Annotated in this window: 15 protein-coding genes; 8 read left to right on the top strand and 7 right to left on the bottom strand. The window is 55.3% G+C overall.

Features of this window, described 5'->3' with window-relative positions:
* The first annotated feature begins 167 nt into the window (after nucleotides 1–167).
* The 3 genes from G6R38_RS09800 to G6R38_RS09790 are packed head-to-tail and all read left to right on the top strand — an operon-like array spanning nucleotide 168 to nucleotide 2,515.
* Nucleotides 168–656 carry a hypothetical protein gene (locus G6R38_RS09800; RefSeq protein ID WP_166823614.1) on the top strand — a complete coding sequence of 163 codons (489 nt, stop codon included), beginning with the start codon at nucleotides 168–170 and terminating at the stop codon, nucleotides 654–656.
* A 54-nt stretch (nucleotides 657–710) separates the two neighbouring features.
* On the top strand, nucleotides 711–1,595 hold the full coding sequence (locus G6R38_RS09795; RefSeq protein ID WP_166823611.1) for an ATP-grasp domain-containing protein: 885 nt from the start codon (nucleotides 711–713) through the stop codon (nucleotides 1,593–1,595).
* The gene (locus G6R38_RS09790) at nucleotides 1,595–2,515 is read left to right on the top strand and encodes an inositol monophosphatase family protein (protein ID WP_166823604.1); all 921 of its coding nucleotides are present in this window, start codon (nucleotides 1,595–1,597) and stop codon (nucleotides 2,513–2,515) included. The genes G6R38_RS09795 and G6R38_RS09790 overlap by 1 nt, the downstream gene beginning before the upstream one ends.
* Here the strand turns inward: G6R38_RS09790 and truA are convergent.
* Both truA and G6R38_RS09780 read right to left on the bottom strand, forming a co-directional pair.
* Nucleotides 2,506–3,315, bottom strand: a complete 810-nt coding sequence (truA, locus tag G6R38_RS09785) for a tRNA pseudouridine(38-40) synthase TruA (protein ID WP_166823598.1) — start codon at nucleotides 3,313–3,315, stop codon at nucleotides 2,506–2,508. The genes G6R38_RS09790 and truA overlap by 10 nt on opposite strands.
* Nucleotides 3,316–3,393: 78 nt before the next feature.
* Nucleotides 3,394–4,098 carry a YkgJ family cysteine cluster protein gene (locus G6R38_RS09780; RefSeq protein WP_166823593.1) on the bottom strand — a complete coding sequence of 235 codons (705 nt, stop codon included), beginning with the start codon at nucleotides 4,096–4,098 and terminating at the stop codon, nucleotides 3,394–3,396.
* Nucleotides 4,099–4,390: 292 nt separating this feature from the next.
* On the opposite strand from G6R38_RS09780, the gene G6R38_RS09775 reads away from it, so the two are divergent.
* A complete protein-coding gene (locus G6R38_RS09775; protein WP_166823588.1) occupies nucleotides 4,391–5,674 on the top strand; it encodes an OmpP1/FadL family transporter in 1,284 nt (427 codons plus the stop codon).
* Between the two features lie 174 nt (nucleotides 5,675–5,848).
* Here G6R38_RS09775 and gatB read toward each other — a convergent pair whose 3' ends face one another.
* Nucleotides 5,849–7,348, bottom strand: a complete 1,500-nt coding sequence (gene gatB, locus G6R38_RS09770; RefSeq protein WP_166823583.1) for an Asp-tRNA(Asn)/Glu-tRNA(Gln) amidotransferase subunit GatB — start codon at nucleotides 7,346–7,348, stop codon at nucleotides 5,849–5,851.
* A gap of 197 nt (nucleotides 7,349–7,545) precedes the next feature.
* On the opposite strand from gatB, the gene G6R38_RS09765 reads away from it, so the two are divergent.
* Nucleotides 7,546–8,559 (top strand): DUF1559 family PulG-like putative transporter, encoded by a 1,014-nt coding sequence (locus tag G6R38_RS09765; protein ID WP_166823578.1) that lies wholly within the window; start codon nucleotides 7,546–7,548, stop codon nucleotides 8,557–8,559.
* Here the strand turns inward: G6R38_RS09765 and G6R38_RS09760 are convergent.
* On the bottom strand, nucleotides 8,556–8,696 hold the full coding sequence (locus G6R38_RS09760; RefSeq protein ID WP_166823573.1) for a hypothetical protein: 141 nt from the start codon (nucleotides 8,694–8,696) through the stop codon (nucleotides 8,556–8,558). The genes G6R38_RS09765 and G6R38_RS09760 overlap by 4 nt on opposite strands.
* Nucleotides 8,697–8,698: 2 nt before the next feature.
* Between G6R38_RS09760 and G6R38_RS09755 the strand changes: the two genes are divergently transcribed.
* Nucleotides 8,699–9,778, top strand: a complete 1,080-nt coding sequence (locus G6R38_RS09755) for a Gfo/Idh/MocA family protein (RefSeq protein ID WP_166823567.1) — start codon at nucleotides 8,699–8,701, stop codon at nucleotides 9,776–9,778.
* A 44-nt stretch (nucleotides 9,779–9,822) separates the two neighbouring features.
* Here the strand turns inward: G6R38_RS09755 and G6R38_RS09750 are convergent, their stop codons facing one another.
* A complete protein-coding gene (locus G6R38_RS09750; protein WP_206028526.1) occupies nucleotides 9,823–10,491 on the bottom strand; it encodes an RraA family protein in 669 nt (222 codons plus the stop codon).
* A gap of 147 nt (nucleotides 10,492–10,638) precedes the next feature.
* On the opposite strand from G6R38_RS09750, the gene G6R38_RS09745 reads away from it, so the two are divergent.
* Together G6R38_RS09745 and mfd are read left to right on the top strand one after the other, a co-directional pair.
* On the top strand, nucleotides 10,639–12,126 hold the full coding sequence (locus G6R38_RS09745) for a M81 family metallopeptidase (RefSeq protein ID WP_166823562.1): 1,488 nt from the start codon (nucleotides 10,639–10,641) through the stop codon (nucleotides 12,124–12,126).
* 148 nt (nucleotides 12,127–12,274) lie between these two features.
* On the top strand, nucleotides 12,275–15,532 hold the full coding sequence (gene mfd / locus G6R38_RS09740) for a transcription-repair coupling factor (protein ID WP_166823555.1): 3,258 nt from the start codon (nucleotides 12,275–12,277) through the stop codon (nucleotides 15,530–15,532).
* Between the two features lie 40 nt (nucleotides 15,533–15,572).
* Here the strand turns inward: mfd and G6R38_RS09735 are convergent, their stop codons facing one another.
* Together G6R38_RS09735 and G6R38_RS09730 are read right to left on the bottom strand one after the other, a co-directional pair.
* On the bottom strand, nucleotides 15,573–16,655 hold the full coding sequence (locus G6R38_RS09735; protein WP_166823549.1) for an EF-hand domain-containing protein: 1,083 nt from the start codon (nucleotides 16,653–16,655) through the stop codon (nucleotides 15,573–15,575).
* Nucleotides 16,656–16,779: 124 nt separating this feature from the next.
* Nucleotides 16,780–17,715, bottom strand: a complete 936-nt coding sequence (locus G6R38_RS09730; protein ID WP_166823542.1) for a UbiA family prenyltransferase — start codon at nucleotides 17,713–17,715, stop codon at nucleotides 16,780–16,782.
* Nucleotides 17,716–17,730: the final 15 nt, after the last annotated feature.

Genomic DNA, 17,730 nt, shown 5'->3' with positions numbered 1-17,730 from the left:
TTGAGACAACTCAACGGCAATAACTCACAGCAGTTGATGAGCAATCATCGGCTGCTGTGTTTTTTTATGGACCATGATTTGCGCTTGTGCGTGATCTTTTCCGGCTGGGAGACGTATAATCCCGTAGACTCCTTTCCCACACCAAATACTGCACCAAGGGTTCGGCAATGATGGTCGAAATCGAAGAGATTCTTGAAAGCGGATTACTGCGAGACCCCGCGATTCAATTCTGCGGAGCGGCTCTGCTCTTGTTTCTGATCTCCATGCCGCCATTCATAATGATTCTTCGATTGAAACGCGCGAACCGCAGTCTGCTTCACGAAGAACGTCTGCAGGCATTGGAGAAAATCGCGAGTCTCCCGGATGCGTCCAGCGTTCAACCATTTCTGAACGAACTCGAGGAAACCGGGCAATCTCCGAATTCCGGTCGGTTGTGGATTGCGTTCACGATGGGCTGCCTCGTTCCCGTTGCGGCCTTTGCGGCAGTCTCGATGCAGAATGGCACGAAGGAAGGTGTGCAAATCGCTAGCTGGATTGCCGCCATTATTGTCAGCGTCGCATGTGTCATTTGCGCAACAATTTTAGCGGCCACTTCTTCCCGCCGAGCCAATCCGTCATTGAAAGGAAAATCCCCTGGTGTCTCGTCGATGTTCTAACGTGACCACGTTTCATTAGCAGTCGATGATGCCATTGGGGTTTTGAGGCGTGCCATGCGGTTGGGAATTCTAGGCAACGAAGGGAGTTGGTACGTTCACGACCTAACACGTGCCGCTGATTCGCGTGGGCATCAAGCCGTGCGAATCGATTTCCCTAAGTTTGTGGCAACGGTTGGTTGCGACCGCCCGCATGTAGTTGCGGATGACATCGACTTGCCCCGCTTCGATGCCATCATCGTCCGCACCATGCCGCCAGGCACTCTGGAACAAGTCGTGTTTCGGATGGATGCATTAGCCCAACTGTCGACCGATGCCTACATCCTCAATTCGCCGAAAGCCATTGAGTGTGCTGTCGACAAATACTTGACGACCTGCAATCTGGCCAACGTTGGTTTGCCGGTACCCGCGACAATCACTTGTGAAGATGCCGAAGCCGCGATGATGGCGTTTGAGTGGCTGGGGGGAGACGTTGTCGTCAAACCGATCTTTGGATCGGAAGGGCGTGGAATTTGTCGAGTGAGTGATCCGGATTTGGCATTTCGCACGTTCCGCACGTTGGCGAGATTGGGAGCAGTGCTGTATCTTCAACGCTACATCGATCATCCGGGGTTCGATGTGCGGGTCGTGGTGCTCGATGGAGCGATCCTTGGCGGAATGATTCGCCGCAACGGAACCGACTTCCGCACGAACGTGGCACGTCAAGGTTCGATCGAACCACATGTCCCCACTTCGCTGGAGTGCGAATGGGCATTGCAAGCGGCCCGATCCGTGGGTGCAACTTTCGCCGGCGTGGATATTCTCTATGATCGCGAGGGAACCGGTTGGGTCATTGAAGTCAACGCGGTACCGGGATGGCGGGCGTTTGGACGAGCGACCGGCATTGATGTGGCTGCGAAGGTCATCCAATTTCTGGAATCACAATCAACAAGAAGCATCTGATGAATCTCACCGAACTGACGACCGCCCTATCCACCCATATGCCGCCCGTGCTTCGATGGGCCGGAGCGGTAGCCAAACGCCTGCGGCAATTCGATATCAGCGTTTCCGGCAAGACCTCGGGAAGTTCCAATACCGACGCACTCACGCTGGCCGATCTCTCTGTGCAAGAACTGATTGTGGCCGCGTTACGGGACACATCGCCATTGTTTCGCGAGTGTCGGTTGGAGGCCGAGGAATTCACCGGCGATCTCGATAAATTCGCCACCGATGCGGAATACACAATCGCCATCGATCCGATCGACGGAACCAAGCAGTATCGTGACAAGAGCGGCGATGGCTGGGCGGTGATGTTGTTGCTGCGATCGGTCGAAACCGTGCACTACTCGCTGGTCTACATTCCCGAAACCGGCGAGCATGGGACATGGGTGGAAGCGGTCGATGATCGGGTGGTCTGTGGTCCTGATGACCCAACACGACCAGCTGCGGAAGTGTTGCGGTCCATCACGCCTGTCGATCCTCAAACCCGTCCAGATTCCAAGAAGATTTATCTCATCGGATTCCAAGACGAAGACCCCGCGAAAGCACAAGCGGTAACTGATGCCGGTCTGGAAGGTGTTGTCGCTGATGAAATGCCCGGCAGCATTTTCGAGTTGTTCGCACGGGGCGAGTTTGGAGGGTCGTTGATCCACACACCGAACGTGTACGACTTCCCTGTGTCGCTACAAATCGCTCGGATTTTGGGTGGGGATTCCATCCGTGCCGATACCGGCCAACCAAGTGACTTCCGCGAACTGTGGAATGACGAGCGAGCCGACATGCTCCGAATGACCGGAATCATGGCGTGTAGTCACAATCCAGAAACGTTGAAAACACTGACGGAGCTATCTAAAGACTGGGACCTTGATCGGTATCACGATTGATCCGGATATTCGACGTTGACCAGATACAGCCCGCACGCCGGGGCGGTTTCTCCGGCTTGGCTGCGGTCTTGTTGATCGATGATGGTCCGCACGCGATCGGGCTCCCATCGTCCGCGTCCCACTTTGACAAGCGTGCCCACAATCGCTCGCACCATGTTGTAGAGGAACCCATCAGCAACGACCTCGAACCATAAAAACGATCCCGATTGGTCATCCGATTCACCATCCGAACCCACTGCGGCGGGTTCCCACATCGACCATGTGGTGGAACGCCCCCACTTCGCTTCGAAGATCGTTCGCACACTCGTCGCTTTATTCGGCCAATGCGACTCAAAACATCGGAAATCGTGCGTACCGATGAGATGTTGCGACGCCGCTCGCATGTGATCCAGATTCAACCGTTGACGCACGGGCCAGACGAAACGGCCAAGAAATGCATCCCCCTCCCGACGGTTGAGGATCACATACCGATACCGCTTGCGAACCGCGGAGTAAGTCGCATGAAATTCGGGTCCGACGTCGCATGATTCTCGAACGACGACATCGTCCGGCAGAAAGTTTTGGAGTCCGCGACGGAACTGGTCGGCGGGAATACGGGAATTTGTCGGAAAACTGACGACCTGGCCCAACGCGTGCACGCCCGAATCCGTTCGTCCTGCCGCCAGGATCCGCACGGATTCGCCGGTTAGTTTTTCAATGGCCGACTCGACAACAGACTGCACGCTCGTGCCGTTGGGCTGAACTTGCCAACCCACATAGTTCGTCCCGTCATACGCGATCGTCAAGCGAAGATTTCGCATACCGATTTCACAACCCGTCCATCATGAATCTCTGGAAGCTTGGAACCTGAGTCATGATTCCTACCGTCGAACAGCCGGTCAAGCCACGCGTCTTTCGACGTTTTCCGATGGGGTGGGAAACGGGATGGTTTGGGGCGCTTCGTCGGTGGTTTGCGTGTCCTTCAGAACTCGACTCTTGTAAACCAGTCGAAGGAACTCTGGGAACAACGCCCATTCACGCGGCTTGCGATTCCAGAGATGCGCCAGTTGCTTGAAAAACCCCATTTCGTAGCGGGCGACGACTAAATCCTGAATGCCACCGATGCTATCGACATCTTCCGGCTCCCAAGGACGTGGACAGAGATCGTATATGGGGGACGGATCAGACGGGCGCCCCTGCCCTGGGACATCGTAAATAACGGCAAGTTCACCGGTTTCGTTCAGTTTCGTCGGAAACACTCGACAGGCACCGGGACGACACGAATGAATGCCACAGCGGGAAACTCCGAGTGGATGTTCCGCATCGGGTTCGCCTTCCAGCAAGAACCGACATTTTGAGGAATTCGGGAAGAATTCGCTGACTGTGTGACGCAGGCAAATTACAAACGGCGTTTCGGGTTCGTCCGCAAAATGGAACTGAGGAGCATAATTCCGCGCAATGTTCCCGTCCGGATCGGCCCATCGACAGACGAAATCTCCAAAACCGAGTTGGAGTCGCTGTTCGATTCGTAGCACGTCCGCACCGGTTACTGGAACCGCGAAGGCTCGACAACAACCTGCATGACAGGACTCACAAGGACTCATATGCACTCCGTGTTCGACTCCAGCCCACAGAACTCTTTTGACTCTATCGGCCAATCGTTGAATTCGATTCAATCGAAACCCGGATATCCGTTGCGAACGGTGCGAGATTCCTAAGCCGAACAATCGCCCCAAACCCGTGAACCCCCTAGTCCCCGTGGAAACATCATGCTTTTTGTTTCGCCAGGTCGATACAAAGACGCAGACCAAATTTCTGTCACCTTTCAATGCTCTCATCGCGACCCCGATCCGGATTTGAGAGGCTCGCGGGCTTATTTTGGAAATGGAGTTTCTCATGCCATCCACTCGCATGATGCGGTGTCTTCTCACACTCACTTGCTTGATCGTTCCCTCCGTATGCCTCGCTGACGGTCTGATCCGTGACGGCGTTGGAGCGATTTCCATCGGTCGTGGCGGTACCAATATCGCTCACTTCGACAACGGGGCGGTCTTGCTGGACAATCCAGCCGGGATTCTCAACATGCCCGGCAATGTATTGTTGGAAGCCGGAATCGATGTCCTGATCACCGACCAAAGGTATTCCGACCCCGAGAACAACAATGTTGGCGATGAACCCAATGCCCGGCCGATTCCGCACGGTTCGGCGTTGTTCAAAAGTGATGATGGTCGTTGGGCAGCCGGAATCGGGATCTACATGCCCGCGGGTTTCGGAACGGACTGGGATTTGGTCAACCCGATCTTCGGGAAACAGCAATATCGTGCTTTGGGAATTATGACGAAAATCATTCCTGGCGTTGCGTACCGGGTGACAGATGACCTCAGCATCGGAGCAACTCTGGGAGTTGGGTTGAATCACTTGGAAATCGAAGGCCCGTTCACGGGGCAAACTGGTGTGATGACCGGCGTCCCCACCCTTTTCGATCTGAAAACCGACGGTGCGGCGTTGGTGTGGTCGGTCGGGGCACAATACCAAGTCAGCGATAACACCATGATCGGTGTCACCTACATCAGCGAGAGTGACTTCACGATGGATGGCCAACTCGATGCTCAAATCGCGGGGTTGGCTCCGGTTCCAGTGTTCTCACGGTTTGATGCCGAAGTCGATCAGAAGTATCCCCAATCGGTCGGAGCAGGGATCACGCACCTGATCGCCGACCGGCACCGCGTGTCAGCCGATGTCATTTGGTACGATTGGTCGTCAGCGTTCAATAGCCTCGATTTCAAATTCACCAATGCCGATAACCCACTGCTCGCTGCGGCGTTGCCACCAACGATCACCGATTCGGTGCAGCAAAACTGGGACGACAATGTCTCGGTGCGACTTGGTTACGAGTACTTCGCCGAAAGTGGTGACATCTGGCGACTCGGTTACGTCTACCACGACAGCCCCGTGCCAGATAACACGCTCACGCCCTACACCGACGGCATCCTGCAACACGCGGTTTCGGTGGGATACTCCACATGCATCAGCAGTTGGCAGCTCAACACCGGCTACCAATACAGCTTCGGTGACACCCAAAGCTCCGGCCAAAGTGCCCTCGTTGGCGGTGACTTCAGCAACAGCACCCTCGACGTCAACGCCCACTGGCTCGCCGTGAGTTTGCTGAAGACGTTCTGATACCTCTTAGTCAGTGCCTGACCAACAACTGTTACCCAAACGACGAGAAATCTACCCAAGTGTGCCACGGTTCTGTGAACCATGCCGAGCGATCGTAAGACATTGAAGAAAGCACGGCTTACAGAGCCGTGGCACACTGTTGGAAGTTAAAAGACGAAGCAGTGTTTGCTTCCGTCAGCCTTGTTGAATCCGTTCGATGAGCATTGAACGCACGACTTTCGGGTCGGCTCCTTTGAGTTCTTTCATGGCTCGACCGATCAGCGGGCCGACGGCTTGTTGTTTGCCGCCGCGGACGTCTTCGGCGATCTTGGGATTCTCGGCAATCAGTTTGTCGATCACCCCGACCAGTGCACTCTCGTCATTGACGACTTCCAAACCGCGTTCGGCAATCAACTCGTCAACGCGTTGACCAGTATCGTCCGATGATTCCTCTTCGATCAAGACGCCGAAGATTTCCCGAGCACTTCCTGTTGTGATTTTGCCGTCCACGACTCGTTTCAAGAGTGTGCCGAGCGTCCCCGAAGTAATCGGAAACTCCCGGATCGAGATCTGACGATCGTTGAGTTCCCGTTGGACATCCTGAGTACACCAGTTGGCCGCTTGCTTGCCGTTGCCGCAGCGATCGAGAACGGCGTCGAAATAGTTCGCGAAGTCAGGCCCCTGATCGATAATCACCCCAGCATCGTAGGGCGAAAGTTCGCACGTGGTTTCATAGCGTTGGCGTCGTTCGGCGGGCAATTCGCCGAGAGATTCCTGAACCGCTTGCGTTTGCTCGTCGGTAATCGTAACTGGCACCAAGTCCGGATCAGGAAAGTAGCGGTAATCGCTGGCGTCTTCTTTGCCGCGTTGCAGATATGTCTGCCCGCGATCGGCGTCCCAACCCCAAGTTTCCTTCATGACTCCCGGATCACCCAACTTTCGCCCGGTGCGTTCGAATTCATCGAGTTGCCGATGCGCTTCGTACAGAATCGCCGCCTCGACACCGCGGAACGTGTTGAGGTTTTTGATCTCGGTGATCGGTGTCGCAGCGATGTGTCCGTCCGGCTGAGGAATATGCCAATTGACGTTGGCATCACACCGCAGCGACCCCTCTTGCATGTTGCAATCCGAGACGCCCAGATATGTCATCAGCAGTCGCATATCCTCGAGAAACGCTTTCGCTTCGGCGGCTGATCGGATTTCCGGTTCCGTGACGATCTCCAACAATGGCGTCCCGCAGCGGTTCAAGTCGATACGGCTATCTCCACCGCGACCGGATTCATCGTGCGAATTCTTGCCGGCATCTTCTTCCAGGTGCGCCCGAATGATCCCGACCCGTGTGGACTTTTCTTCGTCGTTCTCGGTGAACGTGACGTCGAGATAGCCATCATGGCAGATCGGTAAATCGTATTGGCTGAGTTGATACGCCTTCGGTAAATCCGGATAGTAATACTGCTTGCGGTCCCACTTGGTGAACGAAGAAATCTCGCAATGCAACGCGAGTCCGGCTTTCGTCGCCAGTTCGACCGCCTTGCGATTCATCACCGGCAACGCCCCCGGAAGCCCGAGACAGACGGGGCAAGTTTGCGTGTTGGGTTCGTCGGGGTTGAATCGGTTCAGACAGCCACAAAACAACTTGGTCTGTGTCAACAACTGAACGTGAACTTCCAAACCGATGATTAACGTGTTTTCCATCGTGCCTATTTTCACAATCGAAGAATTTGAACTTCCGATAGTTCAGCGAAGTTGATGGCAGACTTCAAGACCAAAGCCTCGATCAGCCTGGAATTGAAAGAGGCAGGACCGCCGCTGGAAATGATCAACACCCGATTTTGCTCGTCCGATGACACGGCCTCAAGTCATAGGACATCATTTTGAACGATGGGATTCGCATGTTCGTTCCCGCCAACTCTCGAAGATTTCGTCCCGGTTTTACGTTGATCGAACTTTTGGTGGTCATCTCGATCATCGCGGTTCTCATTTCCCTGATTGCCCCCGCCGTTCAAAGTGCCCGAGCGGCGGCACGACGTGTAAAATGTCTCAACAACATTCGCAACATTGCATTGGCAATGATCAACGATGCCAGTGCTCACGGTGATCAATTGCCCCACGTCCGCACACAGGGTGGCGGCATCCCAACGACTTGGCCGATCCACCTGCTTGATGATCTTGACGCTTCCGGGGTCGCGAGGCAAGTTCGCCAGGATGGTGTGATTGATTCCTCAACCGATACGGAAATTTGGCTCGAAGTTTTCAGTTGTCCGGATGACCTCGCCCGCACTCGACAAGCCAACGCACTGAGCTATGTGGCTAACGGTGGCATTTTTTACGACACGAGCGGAGTCAATGTGAACCATCACACCGCGAGTCGGATTGCCGAGGAACTCGTGACCGGTGCACCAAACCGATTGGGCTACGCAACGGGCGTGCTCTGGCAGAAGACATCGACGGATTCCCGACGCATGGGCTTCGGTTTTGTCTCCCAGGGTGACGGCATTAGCAACACACTTCTGCTCGGTGAGAATAGTGATCCGCGTGTTGATCTTTCCGCATCCACGAACCCGACTGGCACTTGGGGGACGACTTCCATGTATTCGCTCATTTTTGCCATCGACACCGATGATGTGGAATTTGGTTCCACGAAGTTGCATAACAAGTCGGGCACCGTCGACGATATTCTTGATTGGACGGGGGTTGAACTCCTGGAGGATTCTCAGATCAACGGTCGTCGTGATAGCGGCGGACTCCGACCGGCCTCGAACCACCAAGACATCGTTCATTTCGCATTCTGTGACGGGAGTGCTCGCCCCATCAGCGATTCCATCCAAGCGGACGTGTACCTCAAACTCGTCACGTCGGCCGGTTCGCTGCACGGTGAGGGAATTCTCAACCAAAGTGACTATTAGCCGGACTCTTCCCCGCTTTTCCGCGTTGAACTAGCCCGAAAATCGCCGCTTTCCGGATGCAATGGGTTGTTATTCCGAGCGTCACCGGCGAGAATCGCGACGAATAAAAAATCGTAGTTATCAGAAGAGGAACTCACCCATGCCTCACGGCTTTGGAATTGTCGGCTGCGGGATGATCTCGAACTTCCACGCCGAAGCCATCGCCCACATCCCGAACGCGGAACTTGTGGCTTGCTTTGACATGCGAGCCGAAGCCGCCGACAAATTTGCCGAGGAACGCGGCTGCAAAGCGTACCACGACCTCAGCGAAATGTTGGCCGATCCGGATGTGCACATCGTCACTATTTGCACGCCCAGCGGAGTCCATTTAGACCCGGCTGTCGCCGCCGCGAATGCGGGCAAACACGTGGTCGTCGAGAAACCGCTGGAAATCACGCTGGATCGCTGTGATCAAATCATCAATGCGTGTGAAAAGAACGGTGTAAAGCTCGCGACCATCATGCCGAGCCGCTTCAGTGAAGCGAACATGGCGTTGAAAAAAGCGATCACCGACGGACGATTCGGCAAACTTACCCTGGGCGACACCTACGTGAAATGGTGGAGGTCACAAGAGTATTATGACAGCGGCGGATGGCGAGGCACCTGGAAACTTGATGGCGGTGGAGCCTACATGAACCAAGCGATCCACAACGTGGATTTGCTGTACTGGCTCATGGGTGATGTCGACCAAGTCTGTGGTCTCACCGACACGCTGGCTCATGAACGCATCGAAGTCGAAGACACTGGCGTCGCCTGCGTGAAGTTCAAATCGGGTGCGGTTGGTGTGCTCGAAGCGACCACCAGCGCGTTTCCCGGGTTGCTCAAGAAAACTGAAATCCACGGCACTAAGGGATCGGCGATTGTCGAGCAGGACAGCATTCTGCTCTGGACCTTTGCCGACGAAACGCCCGAAGACGAGGAAATCCGCCAGAAGTTCGCTGCCCAAGGGGGAACCGGTGGTGCGAGCGATCCGAAAGCGATCAGTTTCGTCGGTCATCAAAAGCAGTTCGAGGAACTCTTGGAATCCATCGAAGCCGGCAAAGACCCAGTCGTCGATGGATACGAAGGCCGCAAGAGCGTGGAACTGATCCTGGCGATTTACCAATCGTCTTGGACCGGCCAACGCGTCGAGTTGCCGTTGCCCAAAGACCCCGACAACCCGAAGAAACCAGCCGAGTAATTCCATTTGCCAATCCGTCGACGGAAGTCGGCGGATTGGCTGCTTTACAGCACGCCGTACTTCTCCCACGCCTCTGTGGCTTTCATACCATCTTTGATGGCATCGCGGGTGATGTTTTCCGCGTGCACTTTCTCCCATGCGGATCGCACGACTTCCGTCTCGATTTCCTGCGGCACGACGACCACGCCATCGACATCCGCGACGACCAAATCCCCAGGCGAGAATTTTACGCCGTCGATTTCCACCGGCACATCGACATCAATGACACGTTGCCGATGCTGGCTGTCGTAAATGCAAGTTCCTCTTGCAAAGACCGGGAACTGCATCGCCCGCATCTTCTGCACATCTCGCACGGCTCCGTCGACAATCGAACCCACGCAACCGGTGTTTCGAGCGGCCGTCGAAAGCAACTCGCCCCAAATCCCCGATTGCACTGAGCCACCCGCCGCCGCGATCAACACATCATCCGGTTGGCAGCTATCAACCGCTTTGAGTTCCAACGCATACGGCTCCGGGTCCTCATGGAACATGTCGGCCCACAGCGTCGTCTTGCAGCGTCCGATCAAAACGCCGTCAACGGTCCAAGGCGGCAACGCCACCCGTGGTGATTGCCGACGAAAACCGTGTGCATCCAACGCATCGCAAACCACCGCGGAATAAAAACACTCCCGCATCATATCCAGAGAAATTGTGTCCGGAGTCGCATTCGTCATCGGTCAATCAGCCTTGGTGAAATTTTCAGGTGCGTGAGGCATCGCATCAACAATGACTTGTGATTATGCTGTAAACCGTCGCTCGCTGTCATCCCTACCAACGAAAAAACGCGTCCCATTTTCCTCTCAACCCCGAGATTGAGTTTTATGCGAGTTGGCATTGTCGCATTGCTGCATGAGTCCAACACATTCGTCCCCAAACCGACGACTGTCGAACTGTTTGAAACATGGACCTGGCAAACCAGTTCGGCCATGCGAACAGCGTGGCAAGACGCACATCATGAAGTTGGCGGTTTCTTCGCGGGGTTGGATGACGCACAAATTGAAGCCGTTCCGGTTTTCGCCGCCCGAGCACTGCCCTCGGGAACAATCACGGCGGATGCATTCGACTTTTTGCTGGATGAGATCGAATCCTCATTGAGCCAAGCCGGTGAACTGGACGGTCTTCTCGTCGCTCCCCACGGTGCAACCGTCAGCGAACGTTTCCCCGACGCAGATGGGCATTGGTTGGCGAAAGTTCGACAGCAACTTGGACCAGAAATCCCCATCATCGGCACCATCGACGCCCATGCGAATCTGTCCCGACAGATGGTGGACAGTGTGGATGCCCTGATCGCCTACCGGAGTAACCCGCACCTCGATCAACGCGATCGGGGCATTGAAGCAGCGAAAATGATGGTACGAACGTTACGTGGCGAGATCCGCCCGACCATGTCCGCCACATTCCCGCCATTGGCCATCAACATCGAACGCCAAATGACAAGCGAAGACCATTTCCGACCACACTACGAGTTCGCGAACGCGCAACTCTCACGCCCCGAAGTGCTCTCCAACAGTATCGTTCTCGGATTTCCTTACGCGGATGTGGACGAGATGGGGTCCGCCACGATTGCCATCACCAACGACAACCCCGAATTGGCGACACAAACCGCGAACGAATTGGCCATGCGTTTGTGGGAACACCGTGATGATTTTCGCGGTCGATTGCTCAGCGTCGATGCGGCACTCGAACAGTGTGATTCGATCCCCGGTCCCGTGTGCTTGCTCGATATGGGTGACAACGTAGGTGGGGGATCCGCTGCCGACGGCACAACGCTGCTACATGCACTGCACCAACGAAATCGCGGGCGAGCGTTTGTGTGTCTCTACGATCCAAAGGCCGTCGAAGCGTGTCGTCAGATCGAAACCGGAACACGGGTTGAACTTTCGCTTGGCGGGCACGTGGATGATCAACATGGCGAGCCATTCCACACCACTGTTACCGTCGAAAGTCTTCACGACGGGAAATTCCAAGAGTCGAAACCGCGACATGGCGGAATCATGAAATTTGATCAAGGACCAACCGCAGTTGTCACCACAGATTCCGGTGTCACGATCATGCTGACTTCGCGGCGAATGGTACCGTTCAGCTTGGAGCAAGTTCGATCGGGACAACTTGACCCTGCGGCGTTCGATATTCTCGTGGCGAAAGGAGTCAATGCACCATTGGCGGCATACTCCGAAGTCTGCCCGAGCTTTCTACGGGTCAACACACCCGGCTCGACGTGTGCCGACATGACGCAACTCCGCTTTCAAAATCGTCGTCGCCCCATGTTCCCGTTCGAGCAGAACACCACATGGGCACCGACGGTCTGAGCCGAGAAGATATTGCCAAGCCGCCTCGGTTCGCTAAAATTTCTCGATAACGGTTTCACGGTTCCAATTGCGGGTTCTGTCTCGCGACGCAGCGGGGACAACGGAGTTTTCGTCGCCATCGCGGACACAGAAGACCGTTGTACGGTCAATGCCAACCATACGGCAAGTTATTCACGGATTGAACGAACTGACGAGTTGTATTCGTCGGTTGCCGGGTTTCGATGAGGTTCTCAGCACGCTCCGATCGGGAGGGCACGCGAGTCTCGACGGAACGTGGGGTTCCGCGTGCGCGCTGGCCAGCCTGACTCTTGCCGAGGAGTCAAAAGGACCAGTCGTTGTCGTGCTGCCACGGATTGCGGATGTCGATGACTTCGCTCTCGACGTGGCAAACTTTGGCGATCTAACCCCCGAAATTTTTCCAGCTTGGGCGACGATGCCCGATGAACAGAGCATCGCCGACTCGGTATTCGGCGGGCGACTGCGGATTCTGCAAGCCGTATCCGGTCCGGAACCACCATCGCTGATCGTCACCAGTTTGCCGGCGTTGCTACAACCGGTTCCGTCCGCTCAGAATCGTGCCGATGGAACACGGCGTCTGCACGTTGGACTTGAGGTCGAGTCCGATGACCTCATGCAATGGTTGATCGACCGTGGTTTCGATCGGGTTCCCGCATTGGAAGCTCCCGGTGAATTTAGCATGCATGGGGGTATTCTCGATCTGTTTCCGCCGGACGCCGTCGATCCGTACCGCGTCGAATTCTTTGGGGACGAAATCGAATCCATTCGCCGCTTCGATGTCGAAACCCAGCGGAAACTTGAGGATCTCGATTCCATCTCGATCACCGTGATTTCCCCAGATTCCAATGATGAATCCGCAACCGCGAGTTTCCTGGATGATCTTCCAGAGACCGCATGGATCGGTTTCGTCGAACTGCCGGACATGGTCCAGGAAGGGCATGCATATTTAGATCGGCTGGGGCGGCCGCCGGGGTTATTCGATGTCGAACCAACGCTCGCAAAGGCTCGTCAATTTAGCACGGTCACGTTGTCCGCGATTGGTGATGCGGTCGAAGATGTGCACTGCCAACTCCAAGTGGAGAGCATCGAAAAGTTCGCCGGTCCGCGTTCGGATGTTCTGCTGGAATTAGCATCGGCTTTGCAACCGGACGAAACGGTGTTGCTCGCCTGTCACAACGAAGGCGAACAACGGCGGCTTTCGGAAATGCTCGCCGACCTTGATGACGAAATCGCATCACGGATTCACCTGTGTTTGGGACGGGTTGGTGAAGGATTTCGGCTTGGCAGTGAAAATCTTGTCGTGCTTAGTGACGCCCAATTGTTCGGGCGGACCGATGTCCGACGAGCACCACGTCGGAAACGGCGACACGGGGAATCCCGGGCACTCGATACGTTTCTCGATCTTCGTCCCGGTGATCTGGTCGTTCATCTCTCGCATGGAATCGGGCGTTTTCGCGGGATGGAGATCCTGGAAAAAGACGACCAAGCCGAGGAACACCTTGCGATCGAATTTGCCGACTCCGTGCGAATTCTGGTGCCGGTCTCGCTGATTCATCTGGTGCAGAAATACGTCGGTGCCGCCAAGAGTTCCCCGCCACTTTCTAAACTCGGTGGCAAGAGTTGGGCGAAGAAAAAGGAAAAAGCCGCGGAATCGGTTCGGGATATGGCGGCGGATATGATTCGTCTGCAAGCCGCTCGTGAAGCCAAACCCGGTGTTGCCTGCCCGCCGGATAGCGATTGGGTCAATGAATTCGCCGCTGCGTTTCCGTATGTGGAAACGGAAGACCAAGACCACGCCATCGCCGAGTGCAAAGCCGACCTGATGCGGCCACGGCCGATGGACCGGCTCATTTGCGGCGACGTCGGTTTCGGTAAGACGGAAGTCGCGATGCGGGCCGCGTTCAAAATGGTGGATTCCGGCCGACAAGTTGCCATCTTGGTGCCGACCACCGTACTCGCGGAACAGCACTTTCGCAGTTTTTGCGAGCGAATGGCCGAGTTTCCGGTGTCTATTGATGTACTCTCGCGGTTTCGCTCCAAACGGGAACAGCGGGAAATTCTCGAACGCATGGCGACGGGCAACGTCGATATCGTGATCGGAACACACCGACTCGTGCAAAAAGATGTCCGCTTCCGCGACCTGGGATTGCTCATTATCGACGAAGAACAACGGTTCGGGGTCGATCACAAGGAAATGCTGAAGCGGATGCGATTGGAGGTGGATGTCCTCACGCTCTCGGCCACGCCAATTCCGCGAACCCTGCACATGGCGGTTCTTGGCATTCGTGACATTTCCAACCTCACCACCGCGCCGCAAGATCGCGTGCCGATCGAAACTCGGATCAGCCGTTTCGATGAACACCTCATCCGCTCAGCCATCGTGCGGGAACTCAACCGCGGTGGGCAGGTGTATTTCGTCCACAACCGCGTTTACAACATCCAACGGATTGCCGACCGCATTCAGAAAATCGTTCCGGAAGCGAACATCGGAATCGGTCATGGGCAAATGACCGGCGATGAACTCGAAACGGTGATGTACGATTTCGTGTCCGGTCGGCTCGACGTTTTAGTGGCGACGACGATTATTGAATCCGGTCTGGATATTCCCAACGCGAACACAATCTTCATTCACCAAGCCGACAAATATGGATTGGCCGAGTTGCATCAATTGCGGGGGCGTGTCGGTCGATACAAGCACCGGGCGTACTGTTATTTGCTGCTCGAAGAAGGCAAAATTCTGACGAGCGACGCCACTAAGCGGCTCAAAGCGATCGAAGAGTACAGCGAACTCGGTAGCGGTTTTCGTATTGCCATGCGGGATTTGGAAATCCGCGGGGCGGGCAACATTCTCGGCAACGAGCAAAGCGGGCACATTGCATCCGTCGGTTACGAGTTGTATTGCCAACTGCTTGAAAACGCCGTGCATCGCCTTAAGGGCGAACCGATCCGCGAGCACGTGCATGTTAACACGAACCTGCCGGTCTCCGCTTTCATCCCGCAGGAGTACATTCCGCACGGGCGGCAGAAAATCGAGATGTACCGCAAACTTTCAGCGGTTCAAACTTTCCAGGAACTTGCATCCATCAAGGAAGAATTTCGCGACCGCTTCGGGCCAATTCCCGAACCAACCGAACGGTTGATCGCGGTGCGAAACATGCAGTTGCTCGCCGCAAGTTGGGGCATCGCCGACATCCGACTTGAAGACCGTTTCGCCGTCCTCGGATATTCAGATCGAGACAAGATCAATCGGTTAAAACAGCGAATCGGTTCGGATTTACGAGTTGTGGATCACCTCAGTGCATATCTCGTTCTTCCTAATCCTGAGATCGCCGGTGATCCACTCGTGGAGTTTCTTTCCAAGCACTTGCGGCTTGAGCAATCCGTGTAGAATCCGCTGAGCGGCCCCGATATCGGAGAGACACTTTCGCTCAGTTGTTTTGCGGACGCCCCTGCCGTCGAAACTCATCTGGAGTCACGAAACCATCGCCGTCGGCATCGAGCCGATCAAACCCGCGTATCCTTCGATTCGCGGCTTCCTCTTGAGAGATCTTGCCGTCTTCGTTCTTGTCCGCGTCTTGCAGGAATCGCGGGAAACCGTCTCGATTGTTGTTCGGTCGCGAACCGGCATTCGGTCGCCGGTCGCCACGCATTGATTGTTCGAGTTCGCCCAGCGTGACTTCGCCGTCGTCATCGGTGTCCAATTCGGCCAGAACTTCAGGAGCTTTCGCCAACTCTTCTTTGGACAAACGGCCGTTGCGGTCGGCGTCCAATTTGCGAAACAAAGGCGACGGTTGTGGACCGCGTGGCGGACGTGCACCGCTCATCGGACCGAATCGTCGCATCATTTCGGTGAATTCCCCTTTTGTGAGAGACTCCGCATCGGCTTTTCCCATTTGCTGCAGCATGCGTTTCACGCCATCACGCATCCTCTCCGGCATTTCGCTGAGTTCGATCTTGCCGTTCTTGTTGCGGTCCAACTGTTCGGTGAATCGGTCGCCGCCGGCCTGCATTTGTCGACCACGTGTCATGGCGGTCTGGAATTCTTCGAATGTCAGTTCTTCTTTCCCGAGACGATCGAACAACCGCATGAAACGTTCGCGGAACGGTTCCGGGACTTCGTCCTTCGAGATTTTTTGATTTCCGTCTCGATCAATTCGTCGCAACATTTGCGACATATCGCCTCCACGACGCTGATTGGGACCGCGGGAACTGAAAGCATCATTCTTTGCCGGTTCTTTGGGATCACTCGCTGTGGTAAATTCTTTTGCAGTTAGTTTGCCGTCATCATTTTCGTCAGCAACTCGTACTAAACGATCAAAGAATTTGTATTGATCTTCTTCCAATTCAGAACGCTCGAGAACCCCGTCGCCGTTTTGATCGAGTTGCTCGAACAACCCGGAAGGTTCAGCGACGTCCGTAGCTTCGTTCTCAGCGGAATGCAAGAGGGGTGCGTTACACGCCAGCAGACAACCGGGCAGAACACAATTGGAAAGGAAACGATGCCAATTCATGAATTCGATCCTCGAAGCGAAGGTGTGAGCCGAAACCGTGCAATGGTCTGGTTCATGAAACACCAAGCTTCGACAATCGGGCCGCAGTTTTCTCGCCGTCCTGCTTGTATCCCGAAAGATAGCGTTATGTGACGTAAATCCAACGTCCGACGGTCAACGCAGGGACCAGCAGACCTGCGACGACCAACCCCAGTGTGACATTTCCAGTCCAGGCAGAAAGGAGAACGGCGTCGATCATGATGATCGAAAGTAGCATCACCCGAACCGCCAATTGGACTTTCGCAGGCGATGGGGTTGCCAGGGCATCGGCCAGACGACGGTTGACTGTGAACATGATCACACCAAACGCCAGCAAAAAACTGGACTGAACCCCGGAATTCTCGGGAGCAAATGCCAACCACGCAAGCAGTGCCAATAGCCCAAGATCGACGACCAGCAATCCACCGAACAATGGACCACGACGGCTTTCCCCTGCTTCCTCTCGGGCGAACAGTGTGACCCCCACAATGTAGATGAACAGGCCACCCGCAACCCACAAAAGTGGTGGCAGACCGTCTGTTTTCATAGCTGCGAAATCTGTCAGTCGCGACCAATCTGCATGAGCGCTTCCACCGAGAAGAACGTTCGAGAAACGACAACCACCCATCGCGAGCGGTCCGAGAATCGATTTCTTGAGGATGGCATCGTAAAGGAAGATACAGAGCGTCAACGCCACTGCGACCGCTAAAGACGACAGGCCAACGACCGCGGCGGCGGCTAGACCGATACCGATCAGCACACTTCCAAATCGAACCGCTGCCGCGACGGAAACACGCCCCGAGGGAATCGGTCGCTGCGGGCGTTCGACGGCATCAATCTCGCGATCGAACACGTCATTAAACACCATTCCAGCGAGGTACAAGCATCCCGAGGTCAACGCTAAAACGGCCAATTGCCACCAGGGCACGTTCGGTGCCGATTCTGCCCCCAAGCGTGTTAAGGAGAAGCCCAACGCGATGTCCGACAGAGCCGTAAACACCGCCGGAAACCGCATCAGTTGGAAATATGCTCGGATCGACATGAAGCAGGAATCGGG

The sequence above is a fragment of the Thalassoroseus pseudoceratinae genome, from assembly GCF_011634775.1.
Classification (GTDB): domain Bacteria; phylum Planctomycetota; class Planctomycetia; order Planctomycetales; family Planctomycetaceae; genus Thalassoroseus; species Thalassoroseus pseudoceratinae.
The sequence above is the reverse complement of the archived record's forward strand: the minus strand, read 5'-3'. Positions and strand labels throughout refer to the sequence as shown.